This window comes from Vreelandella piezotolerans (assembly GCF_012427705.1).
GTDB classification, from domain to species: domain Bacteria; phylum Pseudomonadota; class Gammaproteobacteria; order Pseudomonadales; family Halomonadaceae; genus Vreelandella; species Vreelandella piezotolerans.
Genome location: NZ_CP048602.1, coordinates 3,093,331 through 3,114,250 on the forward strand (window position 1 = coordinate 3,093,331; position 20,920 = coordinate 3,114,250).

18 protein-coding genes and 2 tRNA genes are annotated in these 20,920 nt (G+C 59.5%); 4 read left to right on the plus strand and 16 right to left on the minus strand.

Features of this window, described 5'->3' with window-relative positions; genetic code table 11:
* Nucleotides 1-84: 84 nt before the first annotated feature.
* From aceF to ampD, 3 genes are all read right to left on the minus strand, one after another.
* Complete coding sequence (gene aceF / locus GYM47_RS14190; protein ID WP_153842507.1) at nt 85-2,100, minus strand: pyruvate dehydrogenase complex dihydrolipoyllysine-residue acetyltransferase; 2,016 nt, start codon at nt 2,098-2,100, stop codon at nt 85-87.
* 58 nt (nt 2,101-2,158) lie between these two features.
* A complete protein-coding gene (gene aceE / locus GYM47_RS14195) occupies nt 2,159-4,831 on the minus strand; it encodes a pyruvate dehydrogenase (acetyl-transferring), homodimeric type (RefSeq protein ID WP_153842506.1) in 2,673 nt (890 codons plus the stop codon).
* Between the two features lie 410 nt (nt 4,832-5,241).
* Nucleotides 5,242-5,817, minus strand: coding sequence for a 1,6-anhydro-N-acetylmuramyl-L-alanine amidase AmpD (gene ampD, locus GYM47_RS14200; protein ID WP_139526366.1), 576 nt, complete (start codon nt 5,815-5,817; stop codon nt 5,242-5,244).
* An 82-nt stretch (nt 5,818-5,899) separates the two neighbouring features.
* Between ampD and nadC the strand changes: the two genes are divergently transcribed.
* Nucleotides 5,900-6,754, plus strand: a complete 855-nt coding sequence (nadC, locus tag GYM47_RS14205) for a carboxylating nicotinate-nucleotide diphosphorylase (protein ID WP_139526365.1) — start codon at nt 5,900-5,902, stop codon at nt 6,752-6,754.
* 4 nt (nt 6,755-6,758) lie between these two features.
* On the opposite strand, the gene GYM47_RS14210 is transcribed toward nadC, so the two are convergent.
* A complete protein-coding gene (locus tag GYM47_RS14210; protein ID WP_139526364.1) occupies nt 6,759-7,289 on the minus strand; it encodes a GNAT family N-acetyltransferase in 531 nt (176 codons plus the stop codon).
* 139 nt (nt 7,290-7,428) lie between these two features.
* Here GYM47_RS14210 and tsaA point away from each other — a divergent pair, with 139 nt between their 5' ends.
* Nucleotides 7,429-8,199, plus strand: coding sequence for a tRNA (N6-threonylcarbamoyladenosine(37)-N6)-methyltransferase TrmO (gene tsaA / locus GYM47_RS14215; RefSeq protein ID WP_139526363.1), 771 nt, complete (start codon nt 7,429-7,431; stop codon nt 8,197-8,199).
* Here tsaA and purC read toward each other — a convergent pair.
* The 3 genes from purC to dapA form a co-directional block, all read right to left on the minus strand.
* Entirely contained in the window at nt 8,176-8,892 is a 717-nt protein-coding gene (purC, locus tag GYM47_RS14220) for a phosphoribosylaminoimidazolesuccinocarboxamide synthase (protein ID WP_139526362.1), read from the minus strand. The genes tsaA and purC overlap by 24 nt on opposite strands.
* A gap of 32 nt (nt 8,893-8,924) precedes the next feature.
* A complete protein-coding gene (locus GYM47_RS14225; RefSeq protein WP_139526361.1) occupies nt 8,925-9,905 on the minus strand; it encodes an outer membrane protein assembly factor BamC in 981 nt (326 codons plus the stop codon).
* Nucleotides 9,906-9,986: 81 nt separating this feature from the next.
* Complete coding sequence (gene dapA, locus GYM47_RS14230) at nt 9,987-10,871, minus strand: 4-hydroxy-tetrahydrodipicolinate synthase (RefSeq protein ID WP_139526360.1); 885 nt, start codon at nt 10,869-10,871, stop codon at nt 9,987-9,989.
* A gap of 247 nt (nt 10,872-11,118) precedes the next feature.
* Between dapA and GYM47_RS14235 the strand changes: the two genes are divergently transcribed.
* On the plus strand, nt 11,119-11,592 hold the full coding sequence (locus tag GYM47_RS14235) for a peroxiredoxin (protein ID WP_153842505.1): 474 nt from the start codon (nt 11,119-11,121) through the stop codon (nt 11,590-11,592).
* A 40-nt stretch (nt 11,593-11,632) separates the two neighbouring features.
* Here GYM47_RS14235 and GYM47_RS14240 read toward each other — a convergent pair whose 3' ends face one another.
* Both GYM47_RS14240 and GYM47_RS14245 read right to left on the minus strand, forming a co-directional pair.
* Nucleotides 11,633-12,736 (minus strand): AI-2E family transporter, encoded by a 1,104-nt coding sequence (locus GYM47_RS14240; protein ID WP_139526358.1) that lies wholly within the window; start codon nt 12,734-12,736, stop codon nt 11,633-11,635.
* Nucleotides 12,733-13,011, minus strand: coding sequence for a sulfurtransferase TusA family protein (locus GYM47_RS14245; protein ID WP_139526357.1), 279 nt, complete (start codon nt 13,009-13,011; stop codon nt 12,733-12,735). The genes GYM47_RS14240 and GYM47_RS14245 overlap by 4 nt, the downstream gene beginning before the upstream one ends.
* A 182-nt stretch (nt 13,012-13,193) precedes the next feature.
* Between GYM47_RS14245 and GYM47_RS14250 the strand changes: the two genes are divergently transcribed.
* Nucleotides 13,194-14,654 (plus strand): M48 family metalloprotease, encoded by a 1,461-nt coding sequence (locus tag GYM47_RS14250; protein ID WP_153842504.1) that lies wholly within the window; start codon nt 13,194-13,196, stop codon nt 14,652-14,654.
* A 76-nt stretch (nt 14,655-14,730) separates the two neighbouring features.
* On the opposite strand, the gene nadA is transcribed toward GYM47_RS14250, so the two are convergent.
* The 7 genes from nadA to radD all read right to left on the minus strand — a co-directional run bounded on the left by nadA (nt 14,731) and on the right by radD (nt 20,910).
* The gene (gene nadA, locus GYM47_RS14255; protein ID WP_153842503.1) at nt 14,731-15,759 is read right to left on the minus strand and encodes a quinolinate synthase NadA; all 1,029 of its coding nucleotides are present in this window, start codon (nt 15,757-15,759) and stop codon (nt 14,731-14,733) included.
* A 273-nt stretch (nt 15,760-16,032) separates the two neighbouring features.
* Nucleotides 16,033-16,108 (minus strand) — tRNA-Lys (locus tag GYM47_RS14260).
* A gap of 108 nt (nt 16,109-16,216) precedes the next feature.
* A tRNA-Lys gene (locus GYM47_RS14265) sits at nt 16,217-16,292 on the minus strand.
* Between the two features lie 118 nt (nt 16,293-16,410).
* Nucleotides 16,411-17,286 (minus strand): 23S rRNA pseudouridine(2605) synthase RluB, encoded by an 876-nt coding sequence (gene rluB, locus GYM47_RS14270; protein WP_139526354.1) that lies wholly within the window; start codon nt 17,284-17,286, stop codon nt 16,411-16,413.
* Nucleotides 17,273-18,073 (minus strand): SMC-Scp complex subunit ScpB, encoded by an 801-nt coding sequence (gene scpB, locus GYM47_RS14275; RefSeq protein WP_153842502.1) that lies wholly within the window; start codon nt 18,071-18,073, stop codon nt 17,273-17,275. The genes rluB and scpB overlap by 14 nt, the downstream gene beginning before the upstream one ends.
* Nucleotides 18,070-19,035: a segregation and condensation protein A gene (locus GYM47_RS14280; RefSeq protein WP_153842501.1), complete on the minus strand. Its 966-nt coding sequence runs from the start codon at nt 19,033-19,035 to the stop codon at nt 18,070-18,072. Before GYM47_RS14280 ends, scpB begins: the two co-directional genes overlap by 4 nt.
* 66 nt (nt 19,036-19,101) lie before the next feature.
* Complete coding sequence (radD, locus tag GYM47_RS14285; protein ID WP_153842500.1) at nt 19,102-20,910, minus strand: DNA repair helicase RadD; 1,809 nt, start codon at nt 20,908-20,910, stop codon at nt 19,102-19,104.
* Nucleotides 20,911-20,920 lie beyond the last annotated feature (10 nt).

Genomic DNA, 20,920 nt, shown 5'->3' on the forward strand with positions numbered 1-20,920 from the left:
AATCAAACTATCGTTTAAGTGGCCTAGCTATAAACACAAGCGGCGCCCCTCAGGGCGCCGCTTGTGGCTTGCTCGGTCGACCGCTTACAGCAGTAAGCGACGGATATCGGTGAGCACGTCCGCCAGGAAGGCGGTGAAGCGCGCTGCATCTGCCCCGTTGATCGCGCGGTGATCGTAGGAGAGCGATAGCGGCATCATCAAGCGCGCTTGGAAGGCGTTGCCATCCCAAACCGGCTTCATCTGCGCTTTCGACACACCCAAGATCGCGACCTCGGGGGCGTTGACGATCGGTGTGAAGGCCGTGCCGCCAATCGAGCCCAGGCTCGAAATGGTGAAGCAGCCACCGGTCATCTCTTCCCGCTTGAGCTTCTTGCTCTGCGCTTTCTTGCCTAGCTCCGCCATCTCCTTGGCAATCTCGATCAAGGATTTCTTATCGGCGTCTCGCAGCACGGGCACCATCAGGCCGTCCGGTGTATCCACCGCGATGCCGATATGGACGTACTTCTTCCACACCAGCGTATCGCCGTCGCCTTTCAAGCTGACGTTGAACTGCGGGAACTTACGCAGTGCAAAGGCACACGCCTTGACCAGGAAGGGCAGCGGCGTGAGCTTGGCCCCCTGGGCTTCGGCCTCGGCCTTCATGGCCTTGCGGAAGTCCTCGAGCTCGGTGATGTCGGCTTCGTCGAACTGGGTCACGTGGGGCACGTTGAGCCAGCTACGATGCAGGTTCGTCGCGCCCATCTTGAGCAGGCGACCCATCGGCTTCTCTTCCACTTCACCAAACTGGCTGAAGTCGACGTCCGGCACGGCGGGAATGCCTGCTCCACCGCTGGCCGCAGGAGCGGCGGCCTGGGCTTTACCCTGATTGGCCATCGCCTGTTTGACGTAGGCCTGCACGTCCTCTTTCAGCACGCGGTCTTTCGGGCCGCTGGGCTTCACGAGGCCCAGATCGACGCCTAGCTCACGGGCCAGCATACGCACGGCGGGGCCTGCATGCACCAGCTTGCCGTCGCGAGGCTTGTGAGACGCCATTTGCGCTTCGGGACTGGGGGAACCCGCCGGAGACGCCTGCTTGGCGCTGGGCGCGCGCTGCGGCTTGCTATCCGACTTTTCAGGAGCCGCTTTTTTGGGTGCGGCTTTCTTGGCACCCGCGACTTCCATATAGCCGATCACGTCGCCTTCAGAAACGGTGTCACCCTCTTTGACGGTGAGCTCCAGAATCTTGCCCTTGAAGGGGCTCGGCACGTCCATGGAGGCTTTATCGGACTCCAGGGTGATCAGCGGATCTTCGACGTCGACCTCGTCACCGGCGGCAACACCAATCTCGATGATCGGCACGTCGGAAGAGCCCGACAGATCCGGCACGCGAATCTCTTTGCGTTCGGGCTCGCCGCTGCCGCTATCGTCGTCAGCCGCATCGTCTTCGGCGTTGGCAGATTGGTTAGCGGAGGCAGACTCGTCAGCCTGCTCAGGCGCGTCCGCGTCGTCGGTATCGTCACCTTCGCCCGCGATCTCCATCTGGCCAATCACGTCACCTTCGGAAACGGTATCGCCCTCTTTCACCGTCAGCGACACGATCTTACCGCTGTGCGGGCTAGGCACGTCCATGGAGGCCTTGTCAGACTCCAGGGTGATCAGCGGGTCTTCGGCGTTGACGTCATCGCCTTCGCTCACGGCGACTTCGATGATTTCGACGTTATCGGAGCCGCCAAGGTCAGGCACCTTGATGTCGACGGTCTGCTTGCCACCGCTGGCTTTCTTCGGCGCCGGAGCGGCGTCTTCTTGCTGTTTGGCGGGCGCTTCGTCTGACGACGACGCTTCGTCGGCTTCCGCTTCTGGCTCGGCATCGCTCTCACCGCCACCTTCCACTTCCAGCTCGACGATATCGTCGCCTTCCGAGACTTTATCGCCCTCTTTGACCAACACTTTGATCACCTTGCCGCCTTTCGGGGCCGGTACGTCCATGCTGGCTTTGTCGGATTCCAGAGTGATCAGGGTGTCTTCCGCTTCGATGACGTCGCCTTCTGACACCGCAATCTCGATGATTTCGACATCGGTATCCCCACCGATGTCGGGAACTTTGATGATTTCGCTACTCAAGGTCGCGCTCCTTCCAAATCGGATCGAGCCGGCGGACATCTGTCCGCCGGGCAGCGGTTTAGCTGGTCAGCGGGTTCGGCTTGTTGGCATCGATGCCATACTTCTTCAGCGCTTCGCCAACCTGCTTGCGATCAAGCTCACCACGGTCGGCCAGCGCACGCAGCGCAGCAACGGTGACGAAGTAGCGGTCTACTTCGAAGAAGTAGCGCAGCTTCTCGCGGGTATCGGAACGACCAAAGCCGTCGGTACCCAACACGGTGTAATCACTGGGCACCCAAGCACGTACTTGATCCGCGTAGAGCTTCATGTAGTCGGTAGACGCAATCACCGGACCATCACGACCTTCCAGGCACTTGGTAACGTGGGGCTTGTTGGCCTCGGCATCCGGGTTGAGGAACGCTTCACGCTCCAACAGCAGCGCTTCACGACGCAATTCGTTGAAGCTGGTCACGCTCCAGATGTCGGCACCGATGCCCCAGTCGTTGGCCAGCAGTTCGGCGGCGGCTTCCACTTCGCGCAAAATGGTGCCCGAGCCCATCAGCTGAACGCGACCTTTGTCACCCTTCGTCTCTTTGAGCAGGTACATGCCCTTGACGATATCGTCGGCCGGTACGTCCTCGAGTTCGGGGTGCTCGTAGTTCTCGTTCATCACGGTCAGGTAGTAGAAGCAGTTCTCCTGATCGGTGAACATGCGCTTCAAACCATCCTGAACGATGACCGCCACCTCATGACCGTAGGTCGGGTCGTAGCTGCGGCAGTTAGGGATGGTGGACGCCTGAATCAGGCTGTGGCCATCCTGGTGCTGCAGGCCTTCACCGTTGAGCGTGGTACGCCCAGCGGTACCGCCGACCATGAAGCCACGCGCCTGCAAGTCGCCTGCGGCCCAGGCCAAGTCGCCGATACGCTGGAAGCCGAACATCGAGTAGTAGATGTAGAACGGCAGCAGCGTGACGTTGTTGTTGCTGTAGGAGGTCGCAGCGGCAATCCACGCCGACATCGCGCCTGCTTCGGAAATCCCCTCTTCGAGAACCTGACCTTTCTGGTCCTCGCGGTAGTACATGATCTGGCCCTTATCGACCGGCTCGTACTTCTGACCTTCAGAGGTGTAGATACCGAGCTGGCGGAACATACCTTCCATACCGAAGGTACGCGCTTCGTCCGGAATGATCGGCACGACCTGTTTGCCCAGCTTCTTATCTTTCACCAGGCCGTTCAGAATACGCACGAACGCCATGGTGGTAGACACTTCGCGCCCTTTGGAGCCGCCCATTTGCGAGGCAAAGGTCTTGTCTTCCAGGGTCGGAATGTCCAGCGGCTCGAACGTGCTGCGGCGACTCGGCAGATAGCCGTTAAGACGCTCGCGCTGCAAGTGCATGTACTTGAGTTCGGGAGAGTCCTCTTCCGGCTTGTAATACGGCACGTCCTTGAGCTGCTCGTCGGTGAGCGGAATACCGAAACGGTCGCGGAATTTCTTCAGCGCTTCGTACTCCATGCTCTTGACCTGGTGCGCTTCGTTGGCCGCTTCGCCATCGCCGCTGCCCATGCCGTACCCTTTGATGGTGTGCGCCAGGATGACGGTGGGCTTGCCATTGGAGGTATTGACCGCTTCGTGATAGGCCGCGTAGACCTTGAACGGGTCGTGACCGCCACGGTTGAGCTTCCAGATATCTTCGTCGGAGAGGTCTTTGACCATTTCTTCGGTTTCCGGGTACTTACCGAAGAAGTGCTCACGGGTGTAAGCACCGCCGTTCGCCTTGTAGTTCTGGTACTCGCCGTCGACCGCCTCGTCCATGCGTTTTTGAAGGATGCCTTTCTTATCCTTCTCGAATAGCGGATCCCAGTGACGCCCCCAAACGACCTTGATCACGTTCCAACCGGCACCGCGGAAGACGCCTTCGAACTCGTCCATGACGCGGGAGTTACCGCGTACCGGGCCGTCCAAGCGCTGCAGGTTACAGTTGATGACGAAGATCAGGTTATCGAGGTTCTCACGGCCCGCCAACGAGATCGCGCCCAGGGATTCCGGCTCGTCACACTCGCCGTCGCCCATGAAGCACCAGATCTTGCGGTCGTGCATGTCTTTCAGCTCACGGTGATGCAGATACTTCATCACGTGGGCTTGATAGATGGCCTGAATCGGGCCCAGACCCATGGACACCGTGGGGAACTGCCAGTAATCCGGCATTAGCCACGGGTGCGGGTAAGAAGAGAGGCCGTCGCCGTCGACTTCGCGACGGAACTTGTCCATTTGCTCTTCGGTCAGGCGACCTTCCAGGAACGAACGCGCGTAGATACCCGGCGCTACGTGACCCTGAATGTAAATCAAGTCGCCTTCGAAATCGCCTTTAGGGGCACGGAAGAAGTGGTTGAACCCCACATCATATAGCGTGGCAGACGACATGAAGCTTGCAATGTGACCACCCAAGCCCGGGTTGGCCCGGTTGTTACGAATGACCTGTGCAATGGCGTTGTAACGGATCAAAGAGCGAATACGGCGCTCCATGAACAGATCGCCAGGCATGGGCGCTTCGCGGTGAACCGGAATCGTATTACGGTGGGGGGTTGTCACCGAGAAGGGCACCTTCATCCCGTCCCGGCGCAGGCGATCCGCCAGGCGGGTCATCAGGTAGCGGGCACGATCTTCGCCCTCACGATCCAGTACCGATTCCAGGGATTCCAGCCACTCCGTGGTTTCGACCGGATCGAGATCTTCTCTTGTCTCCAGACTCATAGAGGTCTCTCCGAATGACGATAAATGACAATGAGCCCCGCCAACCCTTCGGGCCTGGGGCGGCTGCGGTGTTGGGCCACCACAGGCCATGCAATGGCACGACGCGTTTGCATCGTACGGGGGTTTTCGTTCTACATTCAACGAGCTACGCTCGCCTTGATGTAGTAAAGCTACACGTATAGAGTGAAGGTTAGCCTTTTGTATATGCGAAGATACCGCAAAGTCGCCACGCTGCCAATTCCAGTGAAACGTAAAAGGCTATCCAAAACAAACTATTGCACTGCAACATAAGCGCTTTATAAGACCTTTGTCGCTACGACTAACACCCCCAAAATGTAGTTAAACTACCGTTTTATTACCTGCCTCAAGAATCACTTAACATGGCTTTTTAACCAACGGGCTTACTCTAATTAAAAGGTAGCAAGTGTCAGCTGTTGGCGAAAATACGCCCAGTCGAAAGCGGGCCCTGGGTCGGTCTTACGCAGCGGCGCCACCTTGGCGTGGCTGGTGATACGCTGCGGCGTCACATTGGGGTAGCGGGCCATCAGCCACCCCACCGCTTCCACCAGCGCTGCATACTGCGCCCGGGTAAACGGGGTGACGTCATCGCCTTCGAGCTCGATGCCCACCGAGAAATCATTGAGCCTGGATCGCCATTCGCTCAGCGCTGGGTCCCACCACAACGAGCGTCCTGCGTGCCAGGCGCGACGGTCGGTATCGACGAACTGGACGCACGCGCCGTCGCGGCGAATCAAAAGATGTGCCGACACCCGCAAATGGGCGATCTCGGCAAAAAAAGGGTGCTCGCCTGGATGGAGCCGATTGGTGAACAGCGCCTCGATGGCATCGCCTGAAAACTGCCCAGGCGGCAGGCTAATGGCGTGCAAAAGCAGCAGCGAGACCTCGTTTTGAGGGCGTGCGTCCTGGTTAGGCGATGGCAGCTGCCGCGCCTTGGCCCACTCCCCCGGCCGGTTTTCTTGGTTCATGCGCGCACGCACTCCTCTACGTTGGCGTTCCCTTTCACTATAATGCCCGTCATCGAAGACGACGCCCAGAGACCTCACCGCTATGGATTATCAAACTGCTCTTGCTGAAGAGATTCGCGCTTGTGCCGCCCGCCTGCTAGCAGAAGACGTAGGAGCGGGCGATATCACGGCTCAGCTGATTCCTGAGAACCAGTGGGCCACCGCCAAGGTGGTGACCCGGGAGCCCGCCGTGCTCTGCGGTGTTGCCTGGGTCGACGAGATTTTTCGCCGATTGGATGCCCGCGTCACGCTGCGTTGGCAAGCCGCCGACGGTGACCGTTTGGCGGCCGACGAGTGCTTTCTCGAATTAGAAGGTCCGGCGCGTAGCTTGCTCACTGGCGAACGCGCCGCGCTCAACGTGCTGCAAACGCTGTCGGCGACCGCGAGTGCGACGCGACGCTATGTCGACTTGCTCGAAGGCACCGGCGTACGCTTGTTGGATACTCGGAAAACCCTTCCCGGCCTGCGACTGGCTCAAAAATACGCGGTCACCTGTGGAGGCGGCCACAATCACCGCATCGGCCTATGGGACGCTTTCTTGATCAAGGAGAACCACATTGCCGCCTGCGGTGGCATTCAGGCGGCCGTAGCGCAAGCCCGCAAAGTGGCCAGCGACCTGCCCGTAGAGGTAGAAGTCGAAACCTTTGAGGAGCTCGACCAAGCGCTAGCGGCCGGGGCGGATATCGTCATGCTGGACAACTTCGCCATCGAGGATCTCCACGTGGCCGTCGAAATCAACGGCGGGCGAGCTACCCTAGAAGCCTCTGGCAACGTAAAGGATGCCACGCTAAGGGCGATTGCCGACACAGGGGTCGACTGCATCTCCAGCGGCGCACTGACTAAAGACGTCACCTCCATCGACCTGTCGATGCGGATCACCCAAACCTTCAACGTTTAGCGCGCTACGTTTCTATTGCGCTGAGCCGCTTCACTAATCGGTAACGACGCAGCATTTCACCACTGCGTTCGACCCACTGCTCGCCGAGGTTGTCGAAGCCTCGACGCAGCAGGCGCTCATAGAGGACCAGGCTCGCCTCGATCTCTATGCTAGACACGCCGTTCTCAAGCAGAATGCGCTCGGCGTGGATCAGTAGCGTGGTACCGATCCCTCGCCCCGCCAGCGATGGCCAGACGTAGAGCGTTTCGATACGACCTGCGCTAATGTTGAGTTCCAGGAAACCAACACAACGGCCATCGCAAGCCGCCACCAGCGTGGTATAGAGCGCTTGGCGCGCCGCCCAAGCGCTCGCCTCGCGAGGTAGCGCGTTGGCCCAGGCGCGGCGCTCATCCAACCCGTAGTGAGTGGCCGCCCCCTGCATGACCGCATGATAGAAGACTTCCGCCTGGTCAGCGGCATCTTTGGCTAGCGCCGCGCGGTAGGTCACACGGGCCGTCGGCGCAGCAGAGGGTGCGCGTTCGTTCGTTTTCAACATGCTTCGCCTCAATGCGATTTAGCGGCTGGTAACGATAGCGGACTGTCGGTCACCAGCGAGCTATTTTATACTCGTTGCCACGTTACGAAAGTACCACCTCGTCGACCCCGTCGGTGTCGGTCAACCACAAGGCAGTGCTATGCATGATCGCTCGGACAGCGCGTCGTTTACACTGACGCCCATTGGCCATATCGTCAGCGACTATCCGGATAAGTTCGGCGTCCCCCGCCAGCCTGGGCTCGCGCCAGCGGCCAACGCGCGTTTGCTACTGACTGCACCGTTCGATGATCCTCTCACCGTACGAGGCTTGGAAGCGTTTAGCCACCTGTGGGTGACGTTTATCTTTCATCACAGCCCGACCCGCTGGACGCCCTTGGTGCGCCCACCCAGGCTGGGCGGCAACCGCAAAGTCGGCGTCTTTGCTAGCCGCAGCACTCACCGTCCCAATCGACTTGGGCTGTCATTGATCGAGCTGTCGCACATCGACACTCGGCAAGGCGTGAGCCTGCACCTCGCCGGGTGTGACTTGATTAGCGGTACGCCCGTGGTCGACATCAAGCCCTATCTGCCGTGGGCCGAAGCCAAGCCTGAAGCACGGGGCGGGTTTGCTCCCCATGCACCGACACTGCTGCCCGTGCACTTTAGCCAGGCCGCCCAAGCAAGCCTTGCCGCTCGTGCCGATGGGGCGTCACTCCATGCGCTGATCGAGCAAGTATTGGGCCAAGACCCCCGCCCTGCCTACCAGAAAGACCTCCAGAGCGAGCGCATATACGGCGTACGGCTGCGGGATGTGGACGTCAAATTTCAGGCGACTAATGCCGCCTCTGGAAACGACGCCACCACCTTCAAGGTGGTGGCAATCGATCCGCTGACTGACGAAACGGTCCTAGGCGGGAAAGGTAATGCCTAGACGACGACCCACCTCTTCGTAGGCCTCGATCACACCACCTAAGCCCTGACGGAAGCGGTCTTTATCCAGCTTCTCGCGGGTGTTGGCATCCCACAGGCGGCAACCGTCCGGTGAGAACTCATCGCCCAGTACCACCTCGCCGTTGAATACGCCGAACTCCAATTTGTAATCCACCAGCAGCATGTCGCCTTCGGCAAATAGCTGCTTGAGAATGTGGTTCACTTTGAATGTCAATGCCTTCATTTTGGCAAGCTGCTCGGGCGTTGCCCATCCAAACGTTTCTGCCAGCGACTCGTTGATCATCGGATCGCCCTTCTCGTCGTTCTTCAAGAACAACTCGAAAGTCGGCGGATTAAGGGCGATCCCCTCTTCCACTCCCAAACGCTTCACCAAACCGCCCGCTGCAATGTTGCGCACCACGCACTCGACCGGAATCATCTGCATTCTCTTGACCAAGCTCTCGTTATCGGAAAGCTGTTTCTCGAAATGCGTGGGGATACCCCCCTCTTCCAAGCGCTCCATGATGAAGGCGTTGAAGATGTTGTTCACCATCCCCTTGCGGGCGAGCGCCTCTTTCTTCTTACCATCGAAAGCGCTGGTGTCATCACGAAAGTGCAGTACCAGAAGGTCAGGATCGTCAGTGGTGTAGACGGATTTTGCCTTGCCGGCATAGAGTTCTTGGCGCTTTTCCATGGAGGCTCCGTGAGAAAGTGAGAATCAAAAGGTTAACGTAAGTAGCCGGAGACACGCTCAAGCAACTCGCGCTGATCATCAGCACTAAAATTACGCTCGCTGGCGTTGATGGCACGCAGTACGGTTTGGTCGCCGTTGGGCTCGAGCGCCAAACGAATCTGCTGGGACATCCGGCGTACGTCTGGGCTAAAGACGATCTGCAACGGGTTACGTCCACGCTCGGTTTCGGTCATGTACTCCACCAAGAACTCGTAGTCATCAGCGGAGGTCGCGAGCAGGTCGCGCTGACCCTCTTGGGTGAAATCGAGCGACAAATAGTGGTTCAGCTCGGCCCATACACGGTCGATGGGCTGCGGAATGACGACTTCCCACTCCTCACCTTGCTGACGTAGCTGAAGCGTTTGCTCATTGGCCAAACGCTGGGCAGTCCACGAAGAGGAGCTGGCAGTGGCACTGCGTGCGCCCAAATACTGTTCTAGGGCAGCAAGACAGCTCTCGACGCTTTGGCCGTTCTGGTCGCAGCGTACTTCGCTGCTACCGGCACGCAGAGCGCTTTGCAGCCTTAGCGTCGCTTGTGGGGTTACGATGACGCCTTGATTGGCACTGCTGTCTTGAACGGGAAGCTGGCGGCTGCGCACGAAGGCTTCCAGCTGTGGCCACACGCTGCCAGGGTCTGCCGCCACGACCAGCCAGCTTTGATCGCCGACTTGGCGACGCTCGACGTAGTCGGGCTCCAATCCGCTGCCAATGGCCAGTGACTGCGGCGGCTGAATCTCGGCCGGCTCATCGAGCCGCGTGCCCTGCATGGCCACCTGGGGGACCGGCATTGCGTCGCGGTAACGCTGGGTGTCGCGGGTGTCAGGCAGCACGAGAGGCGGCGCAGGAGCCGCTTCGGTGTAGTCCAAGTTGCGGTCGTGGTAGTAACCATCGCGCGCGCAACCTGCCAGTGTGACAGCGGCTGCGAGTGCCAGCGGTATCCATTTAAGCGCACGTTGTTCAAGCACAGAGCTCATCAAGCCACCTTAACAGTCAACAGATCGGTTACCCGGCAGGCACTGCCTTCACCGGGTAGCAAAAGGGTTTCGAGCGCCGGACTACTCCTCTACGACGCCCGCCAGCTGTAGCGCTTCGCTGACCGTGCCGTGGTACTTCTCCGACAGCCAGGTCAGCGGCAGGCGAATACCGGCGTCCATATAGCCCATGCGGTGCAACGCCCACTTGACGGGAATGGGGTTGGATTCGATGCCCAGATTGGTATGTAGCGGCATCAGGCGCGTATTGATTTGGTGCGCCTTGTCAGCGTCACCGGCCACAGCGGCCACGCAAAGATCGTGCATCGCTTTTGGGGCCACGTTCGCGGTGACGGAGATGTCACCGTGGCCGCCCATCAGCATGAAATCACAGGCCGTGGCGTCGTCACCGGAGTAGAGCATGAAGTCGCTACCTTTCAGGCGTGAGATTAGATCCTCAGCACGCTCAAGGTTCCCGGTCGCGTCTTTCAGGCCGATAATGTTGTTCACCTCGGCCAAGCGCACCACGGTCTCGTTATAAAGGTCGGAACAGGTGCGGCCCGGTACGTTATACAAAATCACCGGCAGCTTGCTGCCTTCTGCCACCGCCTTGAAGTGCTGATACAAGCCTTCCTGGGTAGGCTTGTTGTAGTAAGGGCAGACCGACAGGCAGTAATCCGCACCCACTTCACTGGCGTAACGCGCCAATTCGACGGCTTCCGAGGTGGCGTTCGCCCCGGTACCGGCAATCACCGGAATGCGACCGTTCACCTCTTCCACTACGCTGCGGATCACATCGAAGTGTTCGGCAAATGACATGGTGGTGGGCTCACCCGTGGTGCCCGCAGCGACGATGGCATCGGTACCATTGTCGAGGTGGAAGTTCACCAGACGACGAAGCGCCTCCCAGTCGATGTCGCCATTGACCTTCATCGGCGTCGCCAGGGCGACAATGCTGCCTGTGATCATCCGTATTTTCCTCACCTGCAAAAAGTTGAAATCAAGCTGCCACGTGGGATGCAATGACGTACATTGCGACAAGACGCAGCGTTGATGCCTTGAAGGAGCGCCGTCACCCCCGCCCACAAACAGCAAATGGTACTCAGGCGATTCGAGCCTGTACAGCGTAAAGCGCTGTGAGTTTATCGAACGCTTTGACAGTTGCGCGGCGCTTGCGTGTAATTCTCTATGAAAGTCACCCTTGAAAGGAGCCTTTATGACCATTGAACTTGGCCAGCCCGTCCCCGACTTTTCCGCCCCCGCCACCGGCGACACCACCATTACGCTATCCGAACTGCGCGGTAAGCAAGTGGTGGTGTATTTTTATCCGAAAGCCAGCACGCCAGGCTGCACCACCGAAGGCGGCGACTTTCGCGACCGCAAAGCCGCCTTCGATGCGGCCAACACCGTGATCATTGGCGTGTCACGCGACGGACTGCGTGCCCAGGAGAATTTCAAAGCCAAACAGGATTTCAATTTTGAGCTGATATCAGATAAAGACGAAACCGTTTGTCGGCTATTCGATGTCATCAAACTCAAGAAGATGTACGGCAAAGAGCACTTGGGCATTGAGCGCAGCACCTTCTTGATCGACCAGGACGGCAAACTGGCCCAGGAGTGGCGCGGCGTCAAAGTGCCCGGCCATGCAGAGGACGTGCTGAACGCAGCGCAGGCGCTTCACAACCAGTAATCACGGCGCTCAACGCGGTGCCCCTCGGGGGGCACCGCGCTTAGGGCGACTCCTGCTCCAACTGAGGTGGCTGCACTGCCTGTCGGCTTTCGAGCCCCCGTGGCCAGGCGTATACCAACGCCTTGAGCAGCGTGGCCAGCGGGATAGCGAAGAACACCCCCCAAAACCCCCAAATACCGCCAAAGAACAGTACGGCGACGATAATCGAGACCGGGTGAATGTTGTTGGTCTCCGAGAACAGTACAGGGGCCAGCACGTTACCATCCAGCGCCTGCAATATCCCGTAAGCCACCAGTACGTACACGAACTGCTCGCTAATGCCAAAATGGAACCCGGCCACCGCTGCCACGGGGAGCGTGGCCACCGCCGCACCAATGTAAGGCACCAGGACGGAAAAACCGACCAGCACCGCCAGCAGCGCCGTATAGGGCAGCCCGAAAAAGGCGAAGGTGATGTACGCCACCGTACCGACGATGACGATTTCGATGGATTTTCCACGAATATAATTAGCGATCTGACGATCCATTTCGTGCCAAATGCGGGTCAACAGCGTCCGCTTTTGCGGCAGCAGCGAGAGCGTAAAACCCACCAGCGCCTCACGATCTTTCAACATGAAAAAGACCAAAATGGGGACTAACACCAAATAAATGATCAGTGACATGATGTTGCCCAGCGACGTCAATGAAAGCGTTAGGGCACGCTGGCCAAGCTGACTGATCTCCCGCCCGGCCACGCCGATCCAGCTCTGTATCTGATCGGGCGTTACGATATTGGGAAAGCGCTCCTGCAACTGATCCAGCCACCCTTGACCACTAGCAAACATCCGCGGTGTCTCTTGGACGAGTCCCACCAGCTGATTCCAAATCAGCGGCATCAAAATGAAGGCAAGCGCCAGCAGGACGCTAACGAACGCCACAAACACCAAAATGACGGCCAGCAAGTGCGGCACTCGCCGCCTCGTCAGGGCGCTGACCACGCCTTGCAGCAGAAACGCCAACACCAGAGCGGTGAAAAAAGGCGCGAGCATACGCCCGAACCAGATGATCGCGGCAAAACCGCCCACCAAAACGAGCAGCAGAATCAACGCCTCTTCGTCTGAAAAATAGCGCTCGACCCAGCTTTTCAGAATGCTGCGCATGGTCATGAGCGAGCGTTCCCTGCTTTACGAATCCAAAACACATACACATCGCCGCGCTGCGTCCGCGCTTCCATGACATGCTCGCTTAGCTCGGTAAAGGCCGCCATATCGCGCCAAGACCCGGCGTCGGTGGCGCTTACTTCCAGCAGCTGACCGGGAGCCAAGCCAGCCAGTGCCTGCTTGGCTTTCAGCAGCGGTAGCGGGCAGTGCAATCCAGTGGCGTCCAATAATTGGTCAGGCTGAACCCCTTCGGCCAACCCAGACGCTATTTGCTCAGACATACTTCTCCCCAAAGGCAGCTTTTATGGTGCTCGATCGTTCGATGGCTACATAAGCGTCGCATTGTTGCATAAACTGTTTTTTTGCGATGCCCATCGTGACGATGATTTAACGGCACTTCCTGGCCCGAATCAATGTCACACCGCTGTTCGCCGCGCCCACTACTTGAACGAATGGGGACGTCATGCTGCATTTTAGACCCACCAATGCCCGCTGGGCCTGTGCGCTAGCCCTGTCGCTTGGCACCCTGTGCGCGAGCTTGCCCAGCCACGGGTATGATGACTATCGGCTGCCCACGCTAGGGGGCGCATCGGCCTCCGCGAGCAACGAAGAGTTTCGTTTAGGTCGCGCGTGGCTACGCCAGTTTCGCGCTCAGGCACCGCAATGGCAGGACCCCATCGTCAGTGATTACCTGGAAAGCCTAGTCGCACGCTTGGCCCCCTACAGTCAGTTGGGCAGCCTGCAAACCACCACGGTGATGGTCGATAACCGATCGCTCAATGCCTTTGCCGTTCCCGGCGGAGTCGTCGGCATCAACTCTGGCCTGTTTGCCTTCGCCGAGGATGAAGGGTCGTTCGTTTCGGTGATTGCCCATGAGCTTGGCCACCTTTCCCAACGACACTACGCCCGCGGTAGCGCCCGCGCGGAGCAAACCCAACTGCCCGCCATGGCGGCCATGCTCGCTGGGATGCTGATTGCCGCCAGCGGCGGCGGCGATGCGGGCATTGCCACCGCCATGGGATCTCAAGCGGCGCTGATTCAAGACCAGCTTGCCTACTCAAGGCGCTTCGAGCAGGAGGCCGACCGTATCGGCCTGCAGGCCATGGCCGACGCCGGTTACGATCCAGAGGCCATGGTGCGCATGTTCGATACCATGCAGCGGCTGTCACGCCTTCAAGGTGGTACACCGCCTGAGTTCTTGCTGACTCACCCGGTCTCGGACAGCCGCCTGAGCGACGCCCAAGCGCGGGCCTCTCAACTTAGCGTCGCCAGTCGTTACACCAGCGATACGCTGTACGACATGATGCGAGCACGAGCGCTGCTGAGCATTTATCGCAATACCCCCCAGCAGGCGGCCTCGCGGCTGGCACAAGAAGGTGCCGAGGCGCCTGCACTACGCTACATCGACGCGCTGATCGCAGCGCAAAACGGCCAAACCGACCGCGCGCTGCAAACCCTCGACCAGCTAGCCAACGAACTGCCTGATTACGGCATGCTGCCCGCCACGGCGGCGCAGGTAGCCCTGGAAGCACAGCGCTACGACGACGCCATCGACCGCAGCCAGCGGCTGCTGCGGCTGATGCCCCACTATCTACCTGCTCAACTCACCCTGGCGGAAGCGCAGTTACAGCGTGATCCTAACGCCGCCTACGATTTGCTCCGGGAGATCACTACGCAGCACCCGGAGAATCCGCAGGGCTTCAACCTGCTTGCGGAGGCTGCTGGGCGCAGCGGCTTTAACGGTTGGGGGCACTTGGCGCGCGCCGAACACCTCCAGCTCACCGGTCGCATAGACCGCGCCATCCGCCAGCTGGGTATTGCCAAAGACGCTGCCCAGCAGGAGAACGACGCCCAAGCGCTCGCGCGCATTGAGCAGCGCCGAGAAGCGTTTCTTGAGTATCGGGAGGCGCTGGAGAAGTTTTAATACCTATCAAGACATGCCAAACGCCCGAGTATAGCGTTCGGGCGTTTGGCTGACGATAGTGAGGTCGTGCGGTGGTTTAAGCGTTGAAATTCAGCATACGCTCGAGGGGTTTGAGGGCCTGCTGACGTAGTCCGTCGTCGACGAAAATTTCGCCGCTGCCTTCACGCAGCGCGTCTGCCAAATTATCCAGCGCGTTCATCGCCATCCACGGACAGTGGGCACAGCTGCGGCAGGTCGCGCCGTTACCAGCAGTGGGCGCTTCAAAGAGCGTTTTGTCAGGCACCGCCTGCTGCATTTTGAAGAAAATGCCGCGATCGGTCGCTACTATCAGTTGCTCGTTGGGCAGGGTTTTCGCCGCCTTGATCAGTTGCGAGGTGGAACCCGCCACATCGGCCAGCTTGACGACGGCCTCCGGCGATTCCGGATGCACGAGCACGGCAGCATCTGGGTAGAGGCGCTTTAGATCCTCGATACCTTTCGCCTTGAACTCCTCGTGCACGATGCAGGCGCCGTCCCACATCAGCATGTCGGCACCGGTTTTCTTCTGAATGTAGCTTCCCAGGTGCTTGTCCGGCGCCCAGAGAATCTTCTCGCCCTTTGCCTGCAAATGCTCGATGACGTCGACGGCAATCGACGAGGTCACGACCCAATCGGCACGCGCCTTCACCGCCGCCGAGGTGTTGGCATACACCACCACCGTGCGGTCAGGATGAGCATCGCAAAACGCGCTGAAATCTTCGATGGGGCAACCGACATCCAGGGAGCATGTCGCTTCCAGCGTCGGCATCAGCACCCGTTTTTCGGGGGAAAGGATCTTGGCCGTTTCGCCCATGAAGCGCACCCCGGCGACCACCAGCGTGGTGGCATCGTGACGAGCGCCAAAGCGGGCCATTTCAAGGGAATCAGCTACGCAGCCACCGGTCTCTTCGGCCAACTGCTGAATGGCGTCGTCGGTATAGTAATGCGCCACGAGCACGGCGTTGTTCGCCTTGAGTAACTGCTTGATCTCAGCGACTCGCGCTTCGTCTTCCGCTGGAATTCGGGTAGGGCAGTACGGGCTTGGCAGCGGCGCGTCTAGCGCCGCTTGAGAGGTCATCATAGTCATCGTGTCTACCACTGTGACGAACAGGGAATCCCCCTGTTAAACACCAGTCACGGCGTATGCACTCCGCATGCGCCGCACTCAGGGCAGCGGCCGCTGCGTCTCTCGCGGTGGCACGCTGCCAACCTGACTGCTGAGAGTCAGGACAATAACGTCGTTGTTATGACATTGTGGTGGACAACCCTTCGTTGCTGCAAGCACAACGTCACTTCGCCATGCACCACGATGCACATAGCAAAACGCCCCTGGCAGCAAGCTACCAAGGGCGTCGGAATTTGGTGGGTCGTGTAGGATTCGAACCTACGACCAATTGATTAAAAGTCAACTGCTCTACCAACTGAGCTAACGACCCAAATTTGCTGCGTCAGGACTATCGCCAGTATCCATGAAGGACGCATCGACTGGCATTAAAAACAACGCATTAAATCGAAGACGGTTTGATGCAATTGTTTGGTTCGTATGGTGGGTCGTGTAGGATTCGAACCTACGACCAATTGATTAAAAGTCAACTGCTCTACCAACTGAGCTAACGACCCGTCCGAACGGATGCATATAGTACGGATATGGCTTTTGAATAGCAAGCCCTTTTTTATCTTTCGTCTATATTCCGCTCCCTGCGGCGTTGTCAGCGCCAACGCCGCAGAGCTCACTTACTTAGCCGCGTTTGGGCTTTGGCTTACGCATCGCCTGCACCGGACGGCGCTTGTGCTTGTCGCGGCTCCAGCGATTCTTCTCATCTGGCGTCAGCTCAGGCACTTTACGGGTTTCCAGGTTGGCAAGCGTCGCCAAGTCGTCCACCTCGTCTTGAGAGAGTTCGACCCACTCACCGGCTTTCGCCCGCTTATCGAGGAAGATGTTGCCGTAGCGAACGCGCTTCAAGCGGCTAACGGTGAGCCCCTGGGACTCCCACAAACGGCGCACCTCGCGGTTACGCCCTTCCAAGATCACCACGTGGAACCAAGTATTGATGCCTTCCCCACCGAACTCCTGCACGTCGGTGAAGCGCGCCGGGCCATCTTCCAGCATGACGCCGTCGACCATGGCGACGATATGCTCACGCTTGACGTCGCCCATGACCCGCACGGCGTACTCACGCTCCACCTGAGTAGACGGGTGCATCAAGCGGTTGGCCAACTCACCGTCGGTGGTGAACAGCAACAAGCCGCTGGTGTTGATGTCCAAGCGGCCAATCGCAATCCAGCGCTCGCCTTTCAGGCGCGGTAGGCGCTCGAAGACCGTGCGGCGGCCTTCCGGGTCTTTACGAGTGCACAGCTCACCTTCCGGTTTGTTGTACATGATCACCCGGCGCGGCACGTCCTCTTCCGGGCGCAGCGTCACAGGGCGATCATCGAAACTGACCTTGTCCCGGGCCTCCACCCGGTCACCCAGTTTGGCGACCTGGCTATTTACCTTCACTCGGCCGTCGGCAATGGCGGTTTCCATTTCACGACGGGAGCCAAGGCCCGCACGGGCGAGGACTTTCTGCAGCTTTTCGCTGGTGGGGGGCGTGGTGTTGTTACTCTGACTCATGGTCGTCTGACCTCACATCGTTGGTCTGCGTGCTAGCGTCTTCGTGTTGACGCTTTGCACGTGCCGCTAGCCGTGCCTCTAAATCGGCAAAACTAAGCGGCTGGGTTAACGCCGTCTCGGCGTGGTGGTCGGCACTCGCTGCCGACGTGTTCTCATCTTGCTGGGGTGGCGCATCCTGCACGCTTTCCGTCGTTTCGTCCAGTGGTGGGGGCGGGTTTTGTTCACCCGACGCCTCTTCGACGGCGCGCTCTTCGTGATCGTCGCCGTTGACCAGCGTATGCATGGGCGGCAGCGCATCCAGGGTTTTCAAACCGAAGTCATCCAGAAAACTGCGCGTGGTGGCATAGACTGCGGGGCGACCCGGCACGTCCCGGTGGCCTACCACACGTATCCAGCCGCGCTCCATCAATGTACGAATGATCGAGCTGCTGACACTCACGCCCCGCACGTCTTCGATATCGCCCCGAGTCACCGGCTGGCGGTAAGCGATCAGCGCAAGGGTTTCCAGCAACGCTCGCGAATAGCGCTGGGGCCGCTCGTCCCACAGCCGCGAGACCCAGTGAGCCAAGCGTGGACGAATACGTAGCTGAAAGCCCGAGGCAGTCTCGACCAGTTCCAGCGCGCCATTCTCGTGGCGCAGCGCCAGCCGCGACAGCGCTTCCCTCAGCGCTTTTCGGCTGGGGCACTCCTCTTCTAAAAAGAGCGTTTCCAGGCGCTCGACCGGCAGCGGCTCCCCCGCCGCTAGCAGCGCCGCTTCAATGATGTCATCTAACGTGGTGTCTCTCACCGCGACTCCTCGTCAGGTTCAAACGCAGACTCTTCGAATGCCGAGGCGGCATCGCCCTGCTCCTCTTCCAAACGCTCGAAAGCACCCTCTTCCTCATCGGCCAGCGCCGCTTGGCGGGCGCGCACGTGAATGGGCGACAGCGGTGCGTTTTGAACGATCTCAATCATGGCCTCTTTGGCGAGCTCCAGAAGCGCCATGAAGGTGACGACCACCCCGGCCCGCCCCTCATCTAAAGTAAATAGCGCCTCGAAAGGCGTATAACGGCCGCTCTCTCCATCCTGGCTGAGCTGTTCCATGATTTTCAGCATTCGCTCGCGGGTGGAGAGCACTTCCCGGCTGATCTGGTGGGCCTGAGCCAGCTCGGCGCGTTTGAGAATATCGGACAGCGCCTCTAGCAGCTCGTCCAGCTCGACATCGGGATGGATTACCCGCGTTTCCAGCGGCGGCAACCCCGCCTGCACGCTGAACCAGTCTCGGCCGACGCGTGGCAGGGTATCCAGTGCTTCGGCGGCCTCTTTCAGACGCTCGTACTCCTGTAAGCGGCGAATCAACTCGGCACGGGGGTCCTCCCCTTCCTCGCCCTCCGCTTTAGGCGGGCGCGGTAGCAGCGTCCGCGATTTGATCTCCGCCAGCATGGCTGCCATCAGCAGGTACTCTCCCGCCAGCTCGATCTCCATGGCTTTCATCAACTCTACGTACTCGATGTACTGATGAGTGATGGTCGCCACGTTGATGGTCAGAATATCCAGGTTCTGGCGCCGGATTAAATAGAGCAGCAGGTCCAGCGGCCCTTCGAAGGCTTCCAGAAAGACCCGCAGCGCCTCAGGAGGAATATAGAGATCCTCCGGCAACTGCGTAATGGGCTCATCAAACAGGCGCCCAAGCGCCTCCACCACCGGCTCGGCAGTAGCTTCCGCCACGTCTTGGTCTTGCTCTGGCGCTGCGCTGGGCGTCTCGCTCACGCGGGTCGAATCCTTGATTGATGAGTTGAAAAAAGACAGTGTAACAGCGCGCTGTTAGCACGGCATCTAGCCCGCATCGGCGGCTTTACGATAGCGCCCTTGATAGTCGAACAGCTTGTCGCGGATTTGAAAGTGACGACCCACCTTTCGCCCCACCACGAAATCCGGGTGGCGCAATCGGCGCTGCTCGTTGACGACCTCATCAGGCGTCGTCGGTTGCCATTGACCACCTGGCGCGCGCAGGTGGGCACGTAAAAAAACGGCATAAAACGCGCGACGCTGGGCTGGAGTTTCCAAGGCAAACCATTCACTCAGGCTGTCGCCATCTTCATCGTGGTAGGTGGCTTTCAGGCGCGGCAGGCCACGGCCATTGGTGGTCGCTTCCAACTGCATGCCGCTGACGCGCAGCACTTTGGCATCTTTTAACTTCAGCGCATCCTTAAGCTTGTCGTCGGCGTCCACCAGCAGCTTCTCACAGCCATGACAGCGGCGGGCGGCAATATCGTTCTCGGCGCCGCACTCATCGCATACCTTGAAGCGAAAGCGGAACGTACACTGGCAGCGCCGCCCTGCGTCATCCTCCACCAGCCCCTGACAGCGGCGACCAAAGTGCTCGATCACCAGCTCGCCGTCGCGCTTTCCCCAAAACAGGTTCGCGTGACCACACTCCGGGCAGGGCACCTGCACCGGTTCGCTATCGCTATCCGGCTTGGGTTCGCCTACTTCCGGGGCGTAGAGATCCCACGGGTTGCCCGCATAGTCGAGAATCAGGCACTCCTCTTTGCCCGGCGAGAGGCGCAACCCGCGACCCACGATCTGCTGATACAGGCTGACCGACTCGGTGGGCCGCAATATCGCAATCAGATCGACGTGGGGAGCATCGAAGCCGGTGGTCAGTACCGCCACGTTGACCAAATACTTCAATTGCCGCGCCTTGAAGGCCTCGATCAGCGCGGTGCGCTCGGTCGAGGCCGTGGCACCGGTAATCAGCGCGGTCTGATCGGCGGGCAGATAGCCCATGATCTCTTCGGCATGGGCGACCGTAGCGGCGAAAATCATCACCCCCTGACGGTCAGCGGCGTACGCCACCACCTGGGCAATGATGCCCGGCGTCGCGCGGTGGCCCGCCACCACGCGGTTGAGCTCCTCCTCCCGAAACAGGCCGCTGGTCGAGGGCGCAAGCGCCGAGAAGTCGTACCCCTCAATGGCCATATCCAGCCGCTTGGGCGCGGCCAAAAAGCCCTGCTTGACCATCAGGCGCAGCGGCTGCTCGAACACACAGTCGGCAAAAAAGCTCTCTTCCGAACCGCGCACCATGCCATGGTGATGGCGATGGTAGATAAATCCTTGGCCTAGGCGAAACGGCGTCGCGGTTAGCCCTAAAATCTTCAGCTGTGGGTTTTGGCTCTGAAGATGTTCAATCACCTGCCGATAGCTGGAGTCCTCCTCCAGCGACACACGGTGGCACTCGTCGATCACCAGTAGCGTGAAGCTGGCGTCGTTGAACTGCCCCAGGTTGCGCACCACCGACTGCACCGAGCCAAACACCACTTGGCGGTTTGCCTCTTTGCGCTTTAACCCGGCACTGAAGATATCCGCTTTCAGTCCGTAGGCCTGATATTTCCCGTGGTTCTGCTCCACGAGCTCGCGCACATGAGCCAACACCAGTACCCGCCCACGGGCGAGCCTTGCCAGCTCGGCGATGACCAGTGACTTGCCGCTACCCGTGGGTAGTACCACCACGGCGGGGGCGCTGGTAGCGCGAAAGTGGGCGACCACCCGCTTCACCGCCTCTTTTTGATAGGGGCGCAGTGAAGGCGCTGCCGCGTTAGCCAAGAAAGGCGGCCCGGAGGCCGCCTTTTCAGAATGTGTCATCCATCACCTG

Excerpts from the sequence above, each read along its gene's own strand:
- aceE (WP_153842506.1), bottom strand. The coding sequence starts at position 4,831 with ATGAGTCTGGAGACAAGAGAAGATCTCGATCCGGTCGAAACCACGGAG.
- ampD (WP_139526366.1), bottom strand. The coding sequence starts at position 5,817 with ATGAACCAAGAAAACCGGCCGGGGGAGTGGGCCAAGGCGCGGCAGCTG.
- nadC (WP_139526365.1), top strand. The coding sequence starts at position 5,900 with ATGGATTATCAAACTGCTCTTGCTGAAGAGATTCGCGCTTGTGCCGCC.
- GYM47_RS14210 (WP_139526364.1), bottom strand. The coding sequence starts at position 7,289 with ATGTTGAAAACGAACGAACGCGCACCCTCTGCTGCGCCGACGGCCCGT.
- tsaA (WP_139526363.1), top strand. The coding sequence starts at position 7,429 with ATGCATGATCGCTCGGACAGCGCGTCGTTTACACTGACGCCCATTGGC.
- purC (WP_139526362.1), bottom strand. The coding sequence starts at position 8,892 with ATGGAAAAGCGCCAAGAACTCTATGCCGGCAAGGCAAAATCCGTCTAC.
- GYM47_RS14225 (WP_139526361.1), bottom strand. The coding sequence starts at position 9,905 with ATGAGCTCTGTGCTTGAACAACGTGCGCTTAAATGGATACCGCTGGCA.
- dapA (WP_139526360.1), bottom strand. The coding sequence starts at position 10,871 with ATGATCACAGGCAGCATTGTCGCCCTGGCGACGCCGATGAAGGTCAAT.
- GYM47_RS14235 (WP_153842505.1), top strand. The coding sequence starts at position 11,119 with ATGACCATTGAACTTGGCCAGCCCGTCCCCGACTTTTCCGCCCCCGCC.
- GYM47_RS14240 (WP_139526358.1), bottom strand. The coding sequence starts at position 12,736 with ATGACCATGCGCAGCATTCTGAAAAGCTGGGTCGAGCGCTATTTTTCA.
- GYM47_RS14245 (WP_139526357.1), bottom strand. The coding sequence starts at position 13,011 with ATGTCTGAGCAAATAGCGTCTGGGTTGGCCGAAGGGGTTCAGCCTGAC.
- GYM47_RS14250 (WP_153842504.1), top strand. The coding sequence starts at position 13,194 with ATGCTGCATTTTAGACCCACCAATGCCCGCTGGGCCTGTGCGCTAGCC.
- nadA (WP_153842503.1), bottom strand. The coding sequence starts at position 15,759 with ATGACTATGATGACCTCTCAAGCGGCGCTAGACGCGCCGCTGCCAAGC.
- rluB (WP_139526354.1), bottom strand. The coding sequence starts at position 17,286 with ATGAGTCAGAGTAACAACACCACGCCCCCCACCAGCGAAAAGCTGCAG.
- radD (WP_153842500.1), bottom strand. The coding sequence starts at position 20,910 with ATGACACATTCTGAAAAGGCGGCCTCCGGGCCGCCTTTCTTGGCTAAC.